We start from the raw sequence: 17,571 nt of genomic DNA, 5'->3' as shown, positions 1-17,571 counted from the left end.
AATGGATTTAAAACAATATGTATCTGAAGTTGAAGATTGGCCAAAACTGGGTGTGAATTTTAAAGATATAACGACAATTATGGATAATGGAGAAGCGTATGGTTACGCTACTGATCAAATTGTTGAATATGCGAAACTTAGAGACGTAGATATTATTGTTGGACCTGAAGCGCGTGGTTTCATCATTGGATGTCCAGTGGCATATTCAATGGGCATTGGTTTTGCACCAGTGCGTAAAGAAGGCAAACTTCCACGCGAAGTTATCCGTTATGAATATGATTTAGAATATGGCACGAATGTGTTAACAATGCACAAAGATGCTATAAAACCAGGGCAACGTGTATTAATCACGGATGATTTACTTGCTACAGGTGGAACAATTGAAGCTGCTATTAAACTTGTTGAAAAATTAGGTGGCATTGTTGTTGGCATCGCATTCATAATAGAATTAAAATACTTAAACGGTATTGAAAAAATTAAAGACTATGATGTAATGAGTTTAATTTCATATGAAGATTAAATTAATCTAGTAAAAGAAGTCAGATATGCACATTTTAAGGCATGTGCTATCTGACTTTTTTATTTATTCAAATATGGACTGTTCTAAATGATACTTTGAAATGAAAATTAGAATAATTTTAAACTGGATTTTATTATTCGTATGGCCTACGCATTTATTTATTTAATAACATGTAGTATTATATAACTATTATACAAAATTTGGCCTAATAACGTAAAAAAACGTTATAATCGAAAATAATACAATGAATAGAAGCTATTGAAGCTAACGAAATATAATACTGGGTATCTAATAGCGATTAATATTTAGTATAGGGGTGTCTTAAGTGAATAATGAATATCCATATAGTGCAGATGAAGTACTATCTAAAGCAAAATCATATTTATCAAAAGAGGACTATGAATTTGTATTAAAAAGTTATCATATAGCCTACGAAGCACATGAAGGCCAATTTAGAAAAAATGGATTACCTTATATTATGCATCCAATTCAAGTTGCAGGTATCTTAACGGAAATGCATTTAGATGGTCCAACGATTGTTGCAGGTTTCTTACACGATGTAATTGAAGATACACCTTATACATTTGATGATGTGAAAGGCATGTTCAATGAAGAAATTGCAGTAATTGTTGAAGGCGTAACAAAATTAAAAAAAGTGAAATATCGATCTAAAGAAGAACAACAAGCAGAGAATCATAGAAAATTATTTATTGCTATTGCTAAAGATGTTCGAGTTATCTTAGTTAAATTAGCAGACCGATTACATAATATGAGAACATTAAAAGCAATGCCAAGGGAAAAACAAATTAGAATTTCTAAAGAGACATTAGAAATTTATGCACCATTAGCACATCGATTAGGGATTAATACGATTAAATGGGAATTAGAAGATACGGCTTTAAGATATACAGATTCTGTACAATATTTTAGAATCGTGAATCTCATGAAAAAGAAACGCAGTGAAAGAGAAGAGTATATTCAAAACGCGATTAATCAAATTCAGTCTGATTTAACTAGTATGAATATTGTAGGGGATATTAATGGTCGTCCTAAACATATCTATAGCATTTATAGAAAAATGGTTAAACAGAAGAAACAATTTGATCAAATCTTTGATCTATTAGCAATACGTATCATCGTCAATTCAATTAATGATTGTTATGCTGTGTTAGGTTTAGTGCATACATTATGGAAACCAATGCCAGGCAGATTTAAAGACTATATTGCTATGCCGAAGCAGAATATGTACCAGTCATTACATACTACAGTCGTGGGCCCTAATGGCGATCCATTAGAAATTCAAATAAGAACCTTTGAAATGCATGAAATTGCAGAGCACGGTGTTGCAGCACATTGGGCATACAAAGAAGGTAAGAAAGTAACTGAGAAGTCACAAAATTTTAATAATAAATTGAATTGGATTAAGGAATTAGCTGAAACAAATAATACAACTTCTGATGCTGAAGAGTTTATGGAAACTCTTAAATTTGACTTGCAAAGTGATAAAGTCTATGCATTTACGCCAGAAAGTGATGTAATTGAATTACCATATGGTGCGGTTCCTATCGATTTTGCCTATGCGGTACATAGTGAAGTAGGTAATAAGATGATTGGTTCAAAAGTAAATGGTAAAATTGAGCCGATAGATTATGTGTTACAAACTGGTGATATAGTAGAAATCAGAACGAGTAAACATTCTTATGGTCCTAGTAGAGATTGGTTGAAAATAGTAAAATCATCTAGTGCTAAAAGTAAAATACGTAGTTTCTTTAAAAAGCAAGACCGTTCTTCAAATATTGAAAAGGGTAAATTCATGATTGAAGCGGAAATTAAAGACCAAGGCTTTAGAGTTGATACCGTGCTAACGGATGATAATATCGCTGTCGTTAATGATAAATATAATTTTGCAAATGAAGATGATTTATTTGCAGCTGTAGGCTTTGGTGGCGTAACTGCACTACAAATAGTCAATAAATTAACTGAAAAACAACGTATTATCGATAAACAAAAAGCCTTGAATGAAGCACAAGAAATTACTAAATCTGTACCAATTAAAGATGATATTACAACCGATAGTGGTGTATATGTAGAAGGTATTGAAAATGTATTAATTAGATTATCAAAATGTTGTAATCCTATACCCGGAGATGATATCGTTGGATATATCACTAAAGGTCATGGCATAAAAGTTCACCGAACGGACTGTCCAAATATCAAGAATGAAAAAGAAAGATTGATACATGTTGAATGGGTACGCTCAAAGGATTCAACGCAACGCTATCAAGTGGATTTAGAAGTTTCTGCTTACGATAGAAACGGCCTTTTAAATGAAGTATTACAAGCTGTCAATTCAACACAAAGCAACTTAGTCAAAGTTTCAGGCCGTTCAGATATTGACAAAAATGCAGTGATTAATATTAGTGTTATGGTAAAAAATGTAAATGAAGTTTACCAAGTTGTAGATAAAATTAAACAGCTCGGCGATGTATACACAGTCACTAGAGTATGGAATTAGAGGTGCAACCAAATGAGAATCGTAGTTCAAAGAGTGAAACACGCTTCAGTTACAAATGACTCAGTAGATAATAAAATAAATAAAGGCTACTGTTTATTAGTTGGTGTAGGAAAATCATCAACTGAAGCAGATATTGCTACATTAGCGAAAAAAATTGTTAATGCACGTTTATTTGAGGATGCAGATGGTAAATTAAATTTAAACTTACAACAAGTTGAAGGAGAAATATTGTCTATTTCACAATTCACTTTGTATGCAGATGTTAGAAAAGGAAATAGACCAGGATTCACACAATCGATGTCACCTGATCGCGCTAATGAATTATATGAACAATTCAATGATACTTTACGCTCATATGGTATTAATGTATTAACCGGTGAATTTGGTACAGACATGCTTGTTGATATTGCCAATGATGGTCCTGTAACGATTATTTATGAAAGTCAGGATGGCAAAATCATATGAAGAAGTTCAATGATTGGTTAGAAAAACATAATCTTAGAAACATCCCCACACTTATTGTCGTTGTTGCATTTGTACTCTTTGTTTTTATGGCCATTGCTTTCTTAAATCATAATGACGAAGACAGTAGTACGATTTATATTACTGAAGATGCTGAATTGAGAACAGGACCTAGCGCTGCTTATCCTGAAATACATTCAATTGACAAAGGACAAAATTTCCATAAAATAGGCAAAACTGGTAAATGGATAGAAGTTGTATCCAGTAATAACAAAGAAAAAGGTTGGGTAGCAGGTTGGCATACCAATTTGAATATTCAAGCAGATAAGAATCCCAATGCTAAACCATTAAAAGATAAAACAATTGTACTTGATCCTGGTCACGGTGGTAGTGATCAGGGTGCATCAAGTAATACCCACAAAAAAAGCAAAGAGAAAGTATATACTTTAAAAACGGCTAAAGAATTAAGAGCACTTCTTGAAAAAGAAGGCGCAACAGTAAGTATGACGCGTGAGTCTGATACTTATGTAACACTTGATGACCGTAATATTAAAGGTGATGCTTATATTAGTATACATAATGATTCACTTAAATCTTCCACAGCAAATGGAAGTACAGTCTATTGGTTTAAAGACAATCAAAAAGCATTAGCTGAAACCTTAAGTGCCAGCTTGCAAAAGAAAGCGTTATTAACCAATAAAGGCGCAAGACAAGAAAACTTCCAAGTATTGAGACAAACAAACGTACCTGCTGTCTTATTAGAGCTAGGTTATATTAGTAATCCAACAGATGAAGATATGATTACAGAAAAATTACATCGTCATATTGTAGAACAAACAATTGTTGAAGGACTACGGGCGTATTTTTCAGAATAAAAAGGTTGCATATTTTTAACAAAGTCGTTATCATTGAATATGAATTCTATATTAAAACCGATATGATTCTTGAAATTTCTAATTGAAATGGTAGCATTTTACGTGTGTAGAGACATAATTCATGGCTGAAAAATTATGCAAATTAAGTTAGAAATATATAACACAAGAACAGGTGCTTTTTAAAAAGCCGCGTAACGAGCGTTAATCGTAAGAAGTGGGTTATAAATTACAACTTATAACCAATTAGGGTGGCAACACGGAAATTCGTCCCTTGTATGACTTATTAGTCATGCAAGGGTTTTTTTATTGCATAAAAGGAGAGATTCTATGATCAATATACCTAGAGGGACGCAAGATATTTTACCAAATGAAACTAAAAAATGGCGTTTTATAGAAGCAAGATTAGATGAATTAATGGAAGTATATAATTATCAAGAAATTCGTACACCTATTTTTGAGAGTACTGAATTGTTTGCACGTGGTGTAGGAGATTCTACAGATGTTGTACAAAAAGAAATGTATACTTTTAAAGATAAAGGTGATAGAAGCATTACGTTACGTCCAGAAGGGACTGCTGCAGTAGTTCGTTCATACATTGAAAATAAAATGCAAGGTTTACCAAATCAACCTATTAAGCTTTATTATAATGGTCCGATGTTTAGATATGAACGCAAACAAAAAGGACGTTATCGCCAATTTACACAATTTGGAGTTGAAGCAATTGGTGCTGAAAACCCTGGTGTTGATGCTGAAGTATTAGCTATGGCAATGCACATTTATCAATCATTTGGGTTAAAACATTTAAAATTAGTGATTAATAGTATTGGTGATATCGATTCACGTCACGAATATAACGAAGCTTTAGTTAAACATTTCGAACCAGTTATTGGCGACTTTTGTAGTGATTGTCAATCAAGATTGCACACGAATCCAATGAGAATATTGGATTGTAAAATAGATAAAGATAAAGAAGCAGTGAAAACTGCGCCTAGAATTATAGAATTTTTAAATGAAACATCTAAGCAGTATTATGCAGATGTCAAACAACATTTAGATGACTTAGGTGTACCTTATGTTGAAGATCCTAATTTGGTACGAGGCCTAGACTATTATACGCACACTGCATTTGAATTAATGATTGATAATCCTAACTATGATGGTGCGATAACAACTTTATGTGGTGGCGGTCGTTATAATGGATTATTAGAGTTATTAGATGGACCTCACCAAACAGGTATAGGTTTTGCTTTAAGTATTGAAAGGTTACTGTTAGCACTTGATGAAGAAAACATTGAACTAGATACTGAACATGACTTTGATTTATTCATTGTTACGATGGGTGAAGAAGCAAATCGATATGCAGTTAAACTACTTAATGATTTACGTCGAAATGGTGTTAAGGCAGATAAAGATTACTTACAACGTAAAGTTAAGGGTCAAATGAAACAAGCGGATAGATTAAATGCTAATTACACAATTGTTATTGGTGAGCAAGAATTACAAGAAAATAAAATTAATGTTAAAAATATGCAAACAGGTGAAAGTGAAAGCGTTGATTTAGATAAATTAGTTAATTATTTTAAAAAATAAGGAGAAGATAAAATGAGTAAACGTACAACATATTGTGGTTTAGTAACGGAATCTTTATTAGATCAAGAAGTTACATTAAAGGGTTGGGTACACAACCGTAGAGATTTGGGAGGATTAATTTTTGTTGATTTACGTGACCGTGAAGGTTATGTACAAATCGTGTTTAATCCAGATTTTTCTGAAGAAGCATTGAAAACTGCTGAAACCGTAAGATCGGAATATGTTGTAGAGGTTAAAGGTCTAGTTAAAAAACGTGACCCTCAAACAGTCAATCATAAAATTGCAACGGGTCAAGTAGAGGTGCAAGTATCAGAAATCAATATCATTAATAAATCAGAAACGCCACCTTTTGCTATTAATGAAGAAAATCAAAATGTTGATGAAAACATTCGATTGAAATATAGATATCTTGATTTAAGACGACAAGAATTAGCACAAACTTTTAAAATGAGACATCAAACAACACGTTCAATAAGACAATATTTAGATAAAGAAGGCTTTTTTGATATCGAAACGCCAGTATTAACTAAATCAACGCCTGAAGGTGCGCGTGATTATCTTGTACCTTCTCGTGTACATGATGGAGAGTTTTATGCATTACCACAATCACCTCAAATTTTTAAGCAGTTATTAATGATTAGTGGTTTTGATAAATACTATCAAATCGTCAAATGTTTCCGTGACGAAGATTTACGTGCCGACCGTCAACCAGAATTCACTCAAGTCGATATCGAAATGAGCTTTGTTGATCAAGAAGATGTCATGGATATGGGTGAAGAAATGTTGCAAAATGTCGTAAAAGATGTCAAACATGTTGAAATTCCACGTCCATTCCCAAGAATGACATATAATGAAGCAATGGAACGTTATGGGTCAGATAAACCAGATACACGTTTTGAAATGGAGTTAATTAATGTATCTGAACTTGGCGAAGAGATGGACTTCAAAGTATTTAAAGATGCCGTTAATAATGATGGCCAAGTTAAAGCAATCGTTGCAAAAGGGGCAGCTGATCAATATACTAGAAAAGATATTGATGCATTAACTGAATTTGTAAATATTTATGGCGCTAAAGGATTGGCTTGGGTCAAAGTGGTTGATGACGGTTTAAGTGGTCCAATCGCTAGATTCTTTGAAACAACACATATTGAAAAATTACAATCATTAACAAATGCAGAATCTGGAGATTTAGTATTATTTGTTGCTGATAAACCCAATGTTGTTGCTCAAAGTTTAGGTGCACTTAGACTTAAACTTGCAAGAGAGTTAGACTTAATAGACGAATCTAAATTGAATTTCTTGTGGGTAACAGATTGGCCATTATTAGAATATGATGAAGATCTCAAACGCTATACTGCAGCACATCATCCATTCACAGCACCAAAACAAGAAGATATTGAAAAATTAGATAGCGAACCTGAAAATGCACAAGCTAATGCATACGATGTTGTGTTAAATGGTTACGAATTAGGTGGTGGATCAATCAGAATCCATAACGGAGAGCTGCAAGCTAAAATGTTTGAAGTCTTAGGCTTTACTGAAGAACAAGCTCAGGAACAATTTGGTTTCTTACTTGATGCATTCAAATATGGTGCACCACCACATGGTGGTATTGCGTTAGGACTTGACCGTTTAGTTATGCTATTAACAGGTCGTACGAATTTACGTGATACGATTGCATTCCCTAAAACGGCTTCAGCAACGTGTCTATTAACAGATGCACCAAGTGAAGTTTCTGAAAATCAATTAGAAGAACTATCATTACGTATACGTCATTAATAGGTTCACGAAGTTTTAATTCTTGCTATATTTTAATATTGTGTTATGATTATTCCATAAGATAGTCATCTGTAGTGTTCGTAAGTTTGCTTCATATTTGGGCCTAACACTCTTTGATCCGGGAGCCCAATGGGTTTTCTTGCAGCGCACACGCCTCATTTAGGAGGACTTGCAAAACAAGAAACAGGGCACCCACCTGTTATAAGCAGGCCGAATGATCAAGCATTTTATAACTACGGCACTAACGGACTCTATCGGTACGCAAGACTTCGGTCTTGCGTATTTTTTTGATATTAAACGATAAACTATACTTTTAAAATACATGAACGACGAAAATATAATTTTGACAATATGATTTTTTAAAATAAATAATTTTTTATGAATAAGGAGTATGACATGAAACACCAATTTTCTAGAAATGAATTAGCATACGGTCAGGAAGGCCTGGCGCTTTTAAAACAAAAGACTGTTGTTATCTTAGGTGTAGGTGGCGTAGGTTCATTCGCAGCTGAGGCACTTGCAAGAACTAATATTGGACATATTATTCTTATAGATAAAGATGATGTTGATATTACTAACGTCAACAGACAACTTCACGCTTTGACAACAACCATTGGGCAAAGTAAAGTAACATTGATGGAGGAACGCATTAAACTTATTAATCCTGATTGTAAGTTGACATCTCTGCATATGTTTTATACTGAGGATACATATGAGGAATTATTTAATAATTATGATATCGATTATTTTGTCGATGCAAGTGATACAATTATGTATAAAGTTCATCTTATGAAAGAGTGTTTGGATAGAGGGATTTCTGTGATTTCGAGCATGGGTGCGGCAAATAAAACAGATCCTACAAAATTCCAAATTTCCGATATCTCAGAAACATATATGGATCCAATGGCTAAAATCATTCGTAGAAAATTAAAAAAATTAGGTATAACCAAAGGGGTACCAGTGGTTTTTTCTGATGAAAGTCCAATCGTCATTAGAGAAGATGTTAAAGAAACTGTTGGAGACGCAAATGCTTCAACAAGAAAGGCACAAATTCCACCTTCATCTAATGCCTTTGTACCGAGTGTAGTGGGTTTAATTAGTGCTAGTTACGTTGTTAATGACATTTTAAAAGATATACCTGTAACTAGAATTAAGGATAAAAAATAATAAGTGCTACAAAAGACTATTTTTGTGCGATATTTAATTCAAACAATTAAAAGTAATAATAAAGCCTAAATTAAAAAGCACTAATCCATCTTCATTGGGTTAGCGCTTTTTATATTTGTAAGGCTTAAAATAGAAAATGATTTCATCGTATTTGAGGTAATGTGGCTTTAGCCTTTATTTTTTTGCTGCGATTGATTAATATGATCGAACACAGCTTTAAATTGTTGCTCACTTTTTGAAGTTGTTTTTGGTTCATAGTATATTCTATTTTTCAATTTATCTGGTAGATATTGTTGTGCGACAAAACCATTTTCATAGTTATGTGGATATTTATAACCGATAGAACGACCAAGTTCTTTTGCACCAGCATAATGACCGTCTTTTAGATGATCTGGTATTTGACCAACATGACCTTTTCTAATATCGGAAAGGGCTGCATCAATCGCACTGATACCTGAATTTGATTTTGGAGATAAACAAAGTTCTATGACTGCTTGACTTAATGGGATTCTAGCTTCAGGAAAACCTAATCTTTCAGCTGATTCAATTGCAGCTAGTGTACGTTGACCTGCACTTGGAGAAGCTAGTCCAACATCTTCAAAACTGATTACCAGTAATCTTCTAACTATTGTGGGTAAATCCCCAGCTTCAATTAAACGGGCAAGATAGTGTAACGCAGCGTTAACATCACTACCGCGGATTGATTTTTGGAATGCACTCATCACATCATAATGCATGTCGCCATCTTTATCACTTACAAAAGCGCCTTTTTGTAGGCAATCTTTTGCATCTTGCAAAGTAATATGTCGTTGTTGATCAATATTTTCCGAACTCAATACGGCTAGTTCCAAGGCATTTAATGCACTCCTAACGTCACCTTGACTTTGGGTTGTAAAATAAGCCATAGCGTCTTCATCGACCATTGGATTGTAGCTAGCTAAACCTCTTTCAGAATCATTTAATGCTCTATCCAATGATACCCTGACATCGTTTTCGTCAAGTGGATATAACTCGAAAATTTGAGCACGAGATCGAATCGCAGGATTTATCGCATGATAGGGATTTGACGTCGTAGCACCGATTAACACAATTTTTCCATTTTCTAAATGTGGTAATAAAAAATCCTGTTTCGCTTTATCTAAACGGTGGATTTCATCTAGTAATAAAATAACTTGTCCAGACATTTTTGCTTCTTCTACAATGAGTTGCATATCTTTTTTAGTATTTGTAACAGCGTTTAACTGTCTGAATTTAAATTGAGTACTTCCTGATATGGCTTTCGCGATACTCGTCTTACCAATACCAGGAGGTCCATAAAATATCATTGAAGAAAGTCTTTTAGTTTCAACCATTCTTCGAATAATTCCTTTTGGTCCAACTAAGTGTTCTTGAGAAATGATTTCATCGATATTATTTGGACGCATTCTTGAAGCTAATGGTTCATTTGTCAAAATCTTTCACACCTTTCTTATTCTATATTAACTTAAAAAATGATAGAATGTTAATATATAGTATTCGAATTAAGTGAGGTAATATAATGAAAATTTCAACAAAAGGAAGATATGGGTTAACATTAATGATATCGCTTGCCAAAAAAGAAGGCCAAGGATGTGTGTCATTAAAATCGATAGCAGAAGAAAACAACTTAAGTGATCTGTATCTAGAGCAATTAGTAGGTACATTAAGAAATGCCGGATTAATTCGAAGTGTTCGTGGTGCAAAAGGTGGCTATCAATTAAGAGTACCAGCGGATGAAATTACTGCTGGTGATATTATACGCTTACTTGAAGGACCAATTACCTTTGTCGAAAGCATAGAGTCTGAACCACCTGCACAGAAACAGCTTTGGATCAGAATGAGAGATGCGGTAAGAGATGTACTTGATAATACATCTTTAAAATATTTAGCTGAGTATAAAGAAACTAATAACTTAGACGGTTATATGTTTTATATTTAATGTGTAAGCTATCATTTTTTATTAGTTTATATATCTATGTTAGTAAAAAACAAAAATTTTTTATTTGTATGTTTAATTAGTTTACTGAGTGGTATGTATATTATATATCGCAAGGAGGTAATTATTATGGCAGATGAAAATAAATTTGAACAAGCAAAAGGTAATGTGAAAGAAACAGTTGGAAACGTTACTGATAATAAAGAATTAGAAAACGAAGGTAAAGAAGATAAAACTTCAGGTAAAGCTAAAGAGTTTGTAGAAAATGCAAAAGATAAAGCTAATGAAGTTATCGATAAATTCAAAAAATAATTTACACTAATTCAATTAATTAAATGGAGCGATTCATATGGCTGAAAATTTCTTTGAAAAAGCAAAAGAAACTGCAAAAACAGTATCAGATAAATTAAAAGATACAGATAATGAAAAAGCTAAACAAGCATCTGAACAAATCGATAAATTCACTGGTGGCAGTGATAACGATAATAAAGATGGTAAAAAAGAAAAAGACGAAAAATAATAGTTTATTCGATTAAATAAAAAGCACAACTTACTTTTATAAAGTAAGTTGTGCTTTTTTATCATTACTTGAGTTGATATTCCAATGTATAGTACACATACGCGCTCTAGTGCATTGAATTTTATCAGTGTTGTATATAACATAATGTTATAGAGATTCAATCACATGTTTTAATTTACGGTAAGATTCTACCTGTGCATCTTGATCGTAAATGTAGCTTATTGCCATTAGTTCGTCTATCTCACCATGTTCTTCAATAAATGAAGTTAATTTAGCTTTTACAGTTTCTTCTGATCCTATTAATGATTGAGCCATTCTCTGTTTCGCTAATTCAAATTCAGTAGGCGTTAATAAACCTCTTAAATCGTCTGTTGGCGGTTGAACTGGTTGCATTCTTCCTCTAGTTATACTGACCATTACTTGTGCTTGTGTCGTTGATAAGTATTCAGCTTGTTCATCTGTATCTGCGACGATTGCATTTAAACAAACGATAACGTAAGGTTCACTTAATACCTCTGATGGTTCAAATAATTCTTTGTATATTTGTATAGCATCTTTCATCTGTTGAGGAGCAAAGTGACCCGCAAATACATAAGGAAGGCCTTTACGCGCAGCTAAATGAGCCGAGTCAGTGGAAGAACCAAGTATATAAAGTGGAACGTTTTTGTTTACTGCAGGATACGCGCGAACATAAGCCTGTTTATTTGCTGGTCCGAAATAAGTTGCCAATTGTTCAACTTCTTCAGGGAATTCATAAACGCCATTATGCTGGTCTCTTCTTAACGCGCTAGCCGTCATCATATCTGTTCCTGGTGCACGACCTAAACCTAAATCTACACGATTTGGAAACACTGTTTCCATTGTACCGAATTGTTCAGCGACAACCAGAGGTGCATGATTAGGTAACATGATTCCTCCAGATCCAACACGTATTTTTGAAGTATGTTCTAGAGTGTGTTGGATCAACAATGCGGTCGCTGAACTGACTAGATTAGGCGCGTTATGATGTTCGGCAATCCAATAACGCTCATAATCTAAGGATTCTAATTGTTGTGCTAACGTCACCATATCTTCTATGGCATTCTGGTCATTTTGACCTTCACGAATTGGCACTAAGTTAAGTGCCGATAACTTTAAGTCTTTCATAATTAACGTAATCCTCCTTTAAATAACTAATATAAAGAAGTATAACAGTGGTTTTTAAACTTGCGTAAGAAATTGCTCACTGTTATAATTAATGAAATTAAAATGAGAGGTGGCTCAAGAAAAATACTATGGATAATGCTCATAAGGTAAATAACAACGATGTACAAGAAAATAAAACTATTATGGGATAGGCATTGTCTGGTTAGTATTTTTATGTGAAAGCACCTTATAATCTTTTACAGTTATAATATTTAAAGATGTGTCATGTCCTTATTGAGAGCGAGGAAGATGATATGTCTTTTTATTTTTCAGAAAAACCATTTGAACAGTTTGGTAAAATATTGATAGAAGACGTAAATATTGATATTGAACTAGGTAAGCATGTTGCAATGATTGGTGATAATGGTGTCGGCAAGTCAACATTGTTAAATGCTTTAAATTTAAAATATGAAACGCAATCATATTTAATGAAGCAAGACTTGACGCAAGTATTTGATTTAACCGCGATGACCTTTATCATTTCAATATTTCCTGAGGTTGCAACTTTGAAAACGCAAATTGTAACCGATTATGACAAGATAAGTGATTATATCGCTTTAAATGGTTATGAGATAGAACAAAAAATAATTACTACCGCAAAGCGGTTTAATATAAGTGAACAAGATTTAGATAAGCCAATACGATTATTAAGTGGCGGACAACAAACAAGCGTTGCATTAATCAGAGCGTTTATATCTGAAAAACCGCTAATTATATTAGATGAACCTACAAATCATCTTGATCAAGCAATGCTAGATAATTTAATTTTAGAAATAAATAAGTCTAAGCAAACGATACTCTACGTTTCACATCACCGTGGTTTTATAAATCAGACTGCGAGTCATGTTTATGAAATCACTAAAAAAACATCGAGAAAATTTCAAGGTGATTATAATCAATACCATTCAGTCAAACAATTAGAATTTCAATCTCATAAAAATGCATATGATAAGCAACAAAAAGAAATCAAAGCGCTGGAAGAATCAATTGCACGCGTGAATGAATGGCATTCAACTGCCAAAGCTACGACAAGTGTGCGTGATCCTAAACAACAAAAGCGTCTTAGCAAACTAGCTAAAAAAGCAAAAGTAAAAAATGCTCAGTTAACACATAAATTAAATGAAAAGCAGTTAGAGTCTCCGGATAAACAGGATAGAAAGTTTCATTTTAATGATGAACAATCAGTGCATAATCGAGAATTAGTGAAATTAGAAGATATATGTATAGGTATTGGACAAAAAATAATTTATAACAAAGCAAATTTTGAAATTAAAAAAGATGAACATATTTTATTAACTGGTCCGAATGGTAGTGGTAAATCATTACTAATTGCGCTTATAAGACAACAAGTGAAACCGGATAAAGGTACAGTTTATGTAACGCCTTCAGTAAAAATTGCGTATTTTGATCAACAAAATAATAATTTGAATTACAGACAAACACCATTAGATATGGTCATGTCAATAGATCATATGACACGTAGTTATGCTCAAACAATCTTGGCTTCGTTCGGTTTTGATAAAGATAAAATACAACAAACGATTCGTTCTTTATCTATGGGTGAAAAAAGTAGATTGCAATTTGTACTATTGTTTTTTTCAAATGCTAATTTACTCATTTTAGATGAACCAACGAATTACTTTGATATTACAACGCAAGACTTAATTTTAAATATGATCAAACAGTTCAAAGGACAAGTTTTGATTGTTACACATGATTTATATTTACAAAAACATTTTGATGCGACACATTGGGTTGTAAAAAACAAACAATTACTTAATGTTACAATGAATAGTGAACAAAAAATTAATACGCAAAATACGTTGAATTTATTAAATGATTTCAGAGATATAGATGAAAATGGCCATTTTGAAACAGACGACTAGAAAAATAAATTATATGGTGCTATTATTGGAACATTGATAAAAATTTAAGGAGTGTCAAACATGGAAGTATATGCAGATTATGCTGCAACAACACCCGTCAAACAAGAAGTTATTGATAAAATGATGGAAGTCTATTCAGTACATTTTGGTAATCCGTCATCAATTCACAGCATGGGTAGGGATGCCAGAAAATACTTAGATGATGCGCGTCTTACAATTGCTAAATCGTTTAATGCTAAGCCAAGTGAAATCATCTTTACTAGTGGCGCAACTGAATCAAATAACACTGCAATTAAAGGTATTGCTTATGAGCACATGCACAAAGGTAAACACATCATTACTACTAAGATTGAGCATCATTCTGTACTTCATGTATTTGAACAACTCGAAAAAGAAGGTTTCGAAGTTACTTATTTAGAAGTGGATAAAGAAGGATTGATTAACCTTAATCAATTAAGAAATGCACTTACTGAAGAAACCATTTTAGTTTCAATTATGTTTGTTAATAATGAAATTGGGACTGTTGAACCTATGTATGATATTGAAGAAATTGTTTCAGAATCGAATGCATTATTCCATGTTGATGCAGTTCAGGCTATTGGACACTTAGAAATTGATTTCCATGATTTTAATATGGATGCTATGAGTATTACTGCACATAAATTTGGTGGTCCAAAAGGTGTCGGCGTACTTTTGCTAAAAGAAGAAACTAAATTGAAGTATCAACAATTAGGTGGAGAACAAGAAGCAAAACGTAGAGCTGGTACTGAAAATGTGCCACAAATTGTAGGTTTAGCTGAAGCAATCAAATTAGCTAATGAGCATAGAGATGAAAATAATGTGCACCTTATGAATTTAAAGAATTTGTTTCTAGTGTCGTTACAAGAGCGCTCAGTTCCTTTTGAACTCAATGGATCCATGACAGATTCAACAGGACATATCATTAATTTATATTTACCGTTTGTAGATGTTGAAACAATGCTCACATTATTAGATTTATCAAATATTTATGTATCATCAGGCTCGGCATGTACAGCAGGAACAACGACGCCATCACACGTGTTACAAGCAATGTATAGTGATGATGAGCGAGCGAAGCACTCAGTTAGATTTAGCTTTAATGAACAGACAACAGAACAAGAAGTTAAATATATAGTTTCAGAAATTCACAAAATATACCATAAATTTAGGGAGGAAATGTAGTTGTCAAATAAAGATACACGCGTAGTAGTTGGCATGTCAGGCGGCGTTGATAGTTCAGTTACAGCACATATTTTAAAAGAACAAGGATATGATGTAATTGGCATTTTTATGAAAAATTGGGATGATACAGATGAAAATGGATTTTGTACTGCAACAGAGGATTATAATGATGTTATCGCTGTATGTAATCAAATAGGTATTCCATATTATGCAGTTAATTTTGAAAAAGAATATTGGGATAAAGTGTTTACTTATTTCTTGGACGAATATAAAAAAGGACGTACACCAAATCCAGATGTTATGTGCAATAAAGAAATTAAATTTAAAGCATTTTTAGAACATGCGTTAAAACTCGGTGCAGATTATGTTGCAACTGGACATTATGCACGTGTGCGTCGTCATGAAGATGGTCATGTTGAAATGCTAAGAGGTGTTGATAATAATAAAGATCAAACATATTTCTTGAATCAGTTATCTCAATCCCAGTTGTCACGTGTGATGTTCCCGATTGGAGATATAGAGAAAAAAGAAGTACGCAGAATAGCAGAAGAACAAGACCTAGCTACAGCTAAAAAGAAAGATTCAACAGGAATCTGTTTTATTGGCGAACGTAATTTCAAAGAATTCTTATCACAATATTTACCAGCACAATCTGGAGAAATGAGAACACTAAAAGGTAAAAAAATCGGCACTCATGCTGGCTTGATGTATTATACAATTGGTCAACGTCACGGATTAGGTATTGGTGGCGATGGTGATCCATGGTTTGTTGTAGGTAAAAATTTAGATGACAATATTTTATATGTGGAACAAGGATTCCATCATGACGCATTATACAGCGATTACCTTATAGCATCTGATATCTCTTTCGTAAATGATGTAAATCTAGAAAATGGTTTCGAATGTACAGCTAAATTTAGATATCGTCAAAAAGATACGAAAGTATTTGTAAAAAAAGAAAACGAAAATGCTATACGCGTGATATTTAATGAACCAGTTCGCGCTATTACACCTGGCCAATCTGTCGTTTTATACGATGGTGATGTATGTTTAGGTGGCGCTACGATAGATGACGTTTATAAAGAATCTGGTCAACTAAGTTACGTTGTATAAATATTAATTTTGAATTTTATTCGAAATCGTTAGAAAGCTATTCAATATAGTAACTAGCGATTTCTTTTTTTGAAATTATCATTTCAAATACCGTGGTAAATGTTATAATAAGTAGTCAGAAATGAGGGTTAGAAATGAATCAAGAACAGATATATAATTTAATTAAACAGGGCAATTTTGAAGAAGCATTAAAAGCATTATTTGAAAACATAGAAGCAAATCCAAAAGAAGTAGAAAATTACATAAATGCAGGGATTTTATTAGCTGAAGCGAACGAAGTAGATAAAGCAGAAAAATTCTTTCAACGTGCAATTACTTTAGATCCGCAAAATGGCGCAATCTATTATAATCTCGGGAATGTATATTACAATGAAGGCCGTTTTAATGAAGCGATTAAATTGTATCAACAAGCGTTGAAATTTAACGTTGATCAAGTCGATACTAACTATATGATTGGCATGTCATTTAATCAATTAGAAGCATTTAAAGAGGCTTTACCTTTTTTAATGACTGCAGCAGAACAAGATGACCGTCATGATGTTGAGGTTCAATTTCAGTATGGACTTGTACTTTGTCATTTAGAAATGTTTGATCAAGCGATAAAGCAACTTAAGTCGGTGTTAGAAATGGATAATAAACAATCAGATGCATTATATAATTTAGGTTTGGCAACTTATATGCAGACTGAAGATACAGCACAAGCAATTGAATATTTTGAAGCTGCTGTAGACGCAAATCCAGAACATGTTATGAGTCAGCATGCTATAAAAACATTTAAATCTATCGCAGAGGAGGAATAACT

General features: G+C 33.0%; 16 protein-coding genes and 1 other RNA gene. 15 read left to right on the top strand and 2 right to left on the bottom strand.

The features are described 5' to 3' along the window. The first annotated feature begins 1 nt into the window (after window position 1). From KA893_RS01350 to KA893_RS01315, 8 genes are all read left to right on the top strand, one after another. Window positions 2-520: an adenine phosphoribosyltransferase gene (locus KA893_RS01350; protein ID WP_194375719.1), complete on the top strand. Its 519-nt coding sequence runs from the start codon at window positions 2-4 to the stop codon at window positions 518-520. A gap of 325 nt (window positions 521-845) precedes the next feature. Beyond that, a complete protein-coding gene (locus tag KA893_RS01345) occupies window positions 846-3,035 on the top strand; it encodes a RelA/SpoT family protein (RefSeq protein ID WP_002483103.1) in 2,190 nt (729 codons plus the stop codon). Window positions 3,036-3,047: 12 nt separating this feature from the next. Further along, window positions 3,048-3,500, top strand: a complete 453-nt coding sequence (dtd, locus tag KA893_RS01340; protein WP_037538327.1) for a D-aminoacyl-tRNA deacylase — start codon at window positions 3,048-3,050, stop codon at window positions 3,498-3,500. Next, window positions 3,497-4,372 (top strand): N-acetylmuramoyl-L-alanine amidase family protein, encoded by an 876-nt coding sequence (locus KA893_RS01335; protein WP_075339790.1) that lies wholly within the window; start codon window positions 3,497-3,499, stop codon window positions 4,370-4,372. Before dtd ends, KA893_RS01335 begins: the two co-directional genes overlap by 4 nt. Before the next feature lie 327 nt (window positions 4,373-4,699). Continuing rightward, window positions 4,700-5,962, top strand: a complete 1,263-nt coding sequence (hisS, locus tag KA893_RS01330) for a histidine--tRNA ligase (RefSeq protein WP_194375718.1) — start codon at window positions 4,700-4,702, stop codon at window positions 5,960-5,962. Window positions 5,963-5,974: 12 nt separating this feature from the next. Further along, window positions 5,975-7,741: an aspartate--tRNA ligase gene (aspS, locus tag KA893_RS01325; RefSeq protein ID WP_069822037.1), complete on the top strand. Its 1,767-nt coding sequence runs from the start codon at window positions 5,975-5,977 to the stop codon at window positions 7,739-7,741. Window positions 7,742-7,804: 63 nt separating this feature from the next. After that, window positions 7,805-7,996: non-coding RNA, 6S RNA (ssrS, locus tag KA893_RS01320), on the top strand. Between the two features lie 141 nt (window positions 7,997-8,137). Beyond that, entirely contained in the window at window positions 8,138-8,908 is a 771-nt protein-coding gene (locus KA893_RS01315; RefSeq protein ID WP_210125526.1) for a tRNA threonylcarbamoyladenosine dehydratase, read from the top strand. A 167-nt stretch (window positions 8,909-9,075) separates the two neighbouring features. Here KA893_RS01315 and KA893_RS01310 read toward each other — a convergent pair whose 3' ends face one another. Then, window positions 9,076-10,359 (bottom strand): replication-associated recombination protein A, encoded by a 1,284-nt coding sequence (locus KA893_RS01310; protein WP_041080570.1) that lies wholly within the window; start codon window positions 10,357-10,359, stop codon window positions 9,076-9,078. A gap of 86 nt (window positions 10,360-10,445) precedes the next feature. Here KA893_RS01310 and cymR point away from each other — a divergent pair, with 86 nt between their 5' ends. From cymR to KA893_RS01295, 3 genes are all read left to right on the top strand, one after another. Next, window positions 10,446-10,865, top strand: coding sequence for a cysteine metabolism transcriptional regulator CymR (gene cymR / locus KA893_RS01305; RefSeq protein WP_002483110.1), 420 nt, complete (start codon window positions 10,446-10,448; stop codon window positions 10,863-10,865). A 126-nt stretch (window positions 10,866-10,991) separates the two neighbouring features. Next, on the top strand, window positions 10,992-11,174 hold the full coding sequence (locus KA893_RS01300) for a CsbD family protein (protein WP_002483111.1): 183 nt from the start codon (window positions 10,992-10,994) through the stop codon (window positions 11,172-11,174). 37 nt (window positions 11,175-11,211) lie between these two features. Further along, the gene (locus KA893_RS01295) at window positions 11,212-11,382 is read left to right on the top strand and encodes a hypothetical protein (RefSeq protein ID WP_162835595.1); all 171 of its coding nucleotides are present in this window, start codon (window positions 11,212-11,214) and stop codon (window positions 11,380-11,382) included. 147 nt (window positions 11,383-11,529) lie between these two features. Here KA893_RS01295 and KA893_RS01290 read toward each other — a convergent pair whose 3' ends face one another. Further along, entirely contained in the window at window positions 11,530-12,528 is a 999-nt protein-coding gene (locus tag KA893_RS01290) for an LLM class flavin-dependent oxidoreductase (RefSeq protein ID WP_069822035.1), read from the bottom strand. Between the two features lie 293 nt (window positions 12,529-12,821). Between KA893_RS01290 and sal the strand changes: the two genes are divergently transcribed. The 4 genes from sal to KA893_RS01270 all read left to right on the top strand — a co-directional run bounded on the left by sal (window position 12,822) and on the right by KA893_RS01270 (window position 17,569). Then, window positions 12,822-14,453, top strand: coding sequence for a Sal family ABC-F type ribosomal protection protein (gene sal, locus KA893_RS01285; protein ID WP_075339788.1), 1,632 nt, complete (start codon window positions 12,822-12,824; stop codon window positions 14,451-14,453). 60 nt (window positions 14,454-14,513) lie between these two features. After that, window positions 14,514-15,656 carry a cysteine desulfurase family protein gene (locus KA893_RS01280; protein WP_041080572.1) on the top strand — a complete coding sequence of 381 codons (1,143 nt, stop codon included), beginning with the start codon at window positions 14,514-14,516 and terminating at the stop codon, window positions 15,654-15,656. Continuing rightward, window positions 15,657-16,769, top strand: a complete 1,113-nt coding sequence (gene mnmA / locus KA893_RS01275; protein ID WP_002483117.1) for a tRNA 2-thiouridine(34) synthase MnmA — start codon at window positions 15,657-15,659, stop codon at window positions 16,767-16,769. Window positions 16,770-16,903: 134 nt separating this feature from the next. Next, a complete protein-coding gene (locus KA893_RS01270; protein WP_115352934.1) occupies window positions 16,904-17,569 on the top strand; it encodes a tetratricopeptide repeat protein in 666 nt (221 codons plus the stop codon). The last annotated feature ends 2 nt before the right edge of the window (window positions 17,570-17,571 follow it).

It is taken from the genome of Staphylococcus sp. GDY8P126P (assembly GCF_017891965.1).
GTDB classification, from domain to species: Bacteria; Bacillota; Bacilli; order Staphylococcales; family Staphylococcaceae; genus Staphylococcus; species Staphylococcus saprophyticus.
Note: the sequence above shows the minus strand (reverse complement) of the source record. Positions and strands in the feature narration are given on the sequence as shown.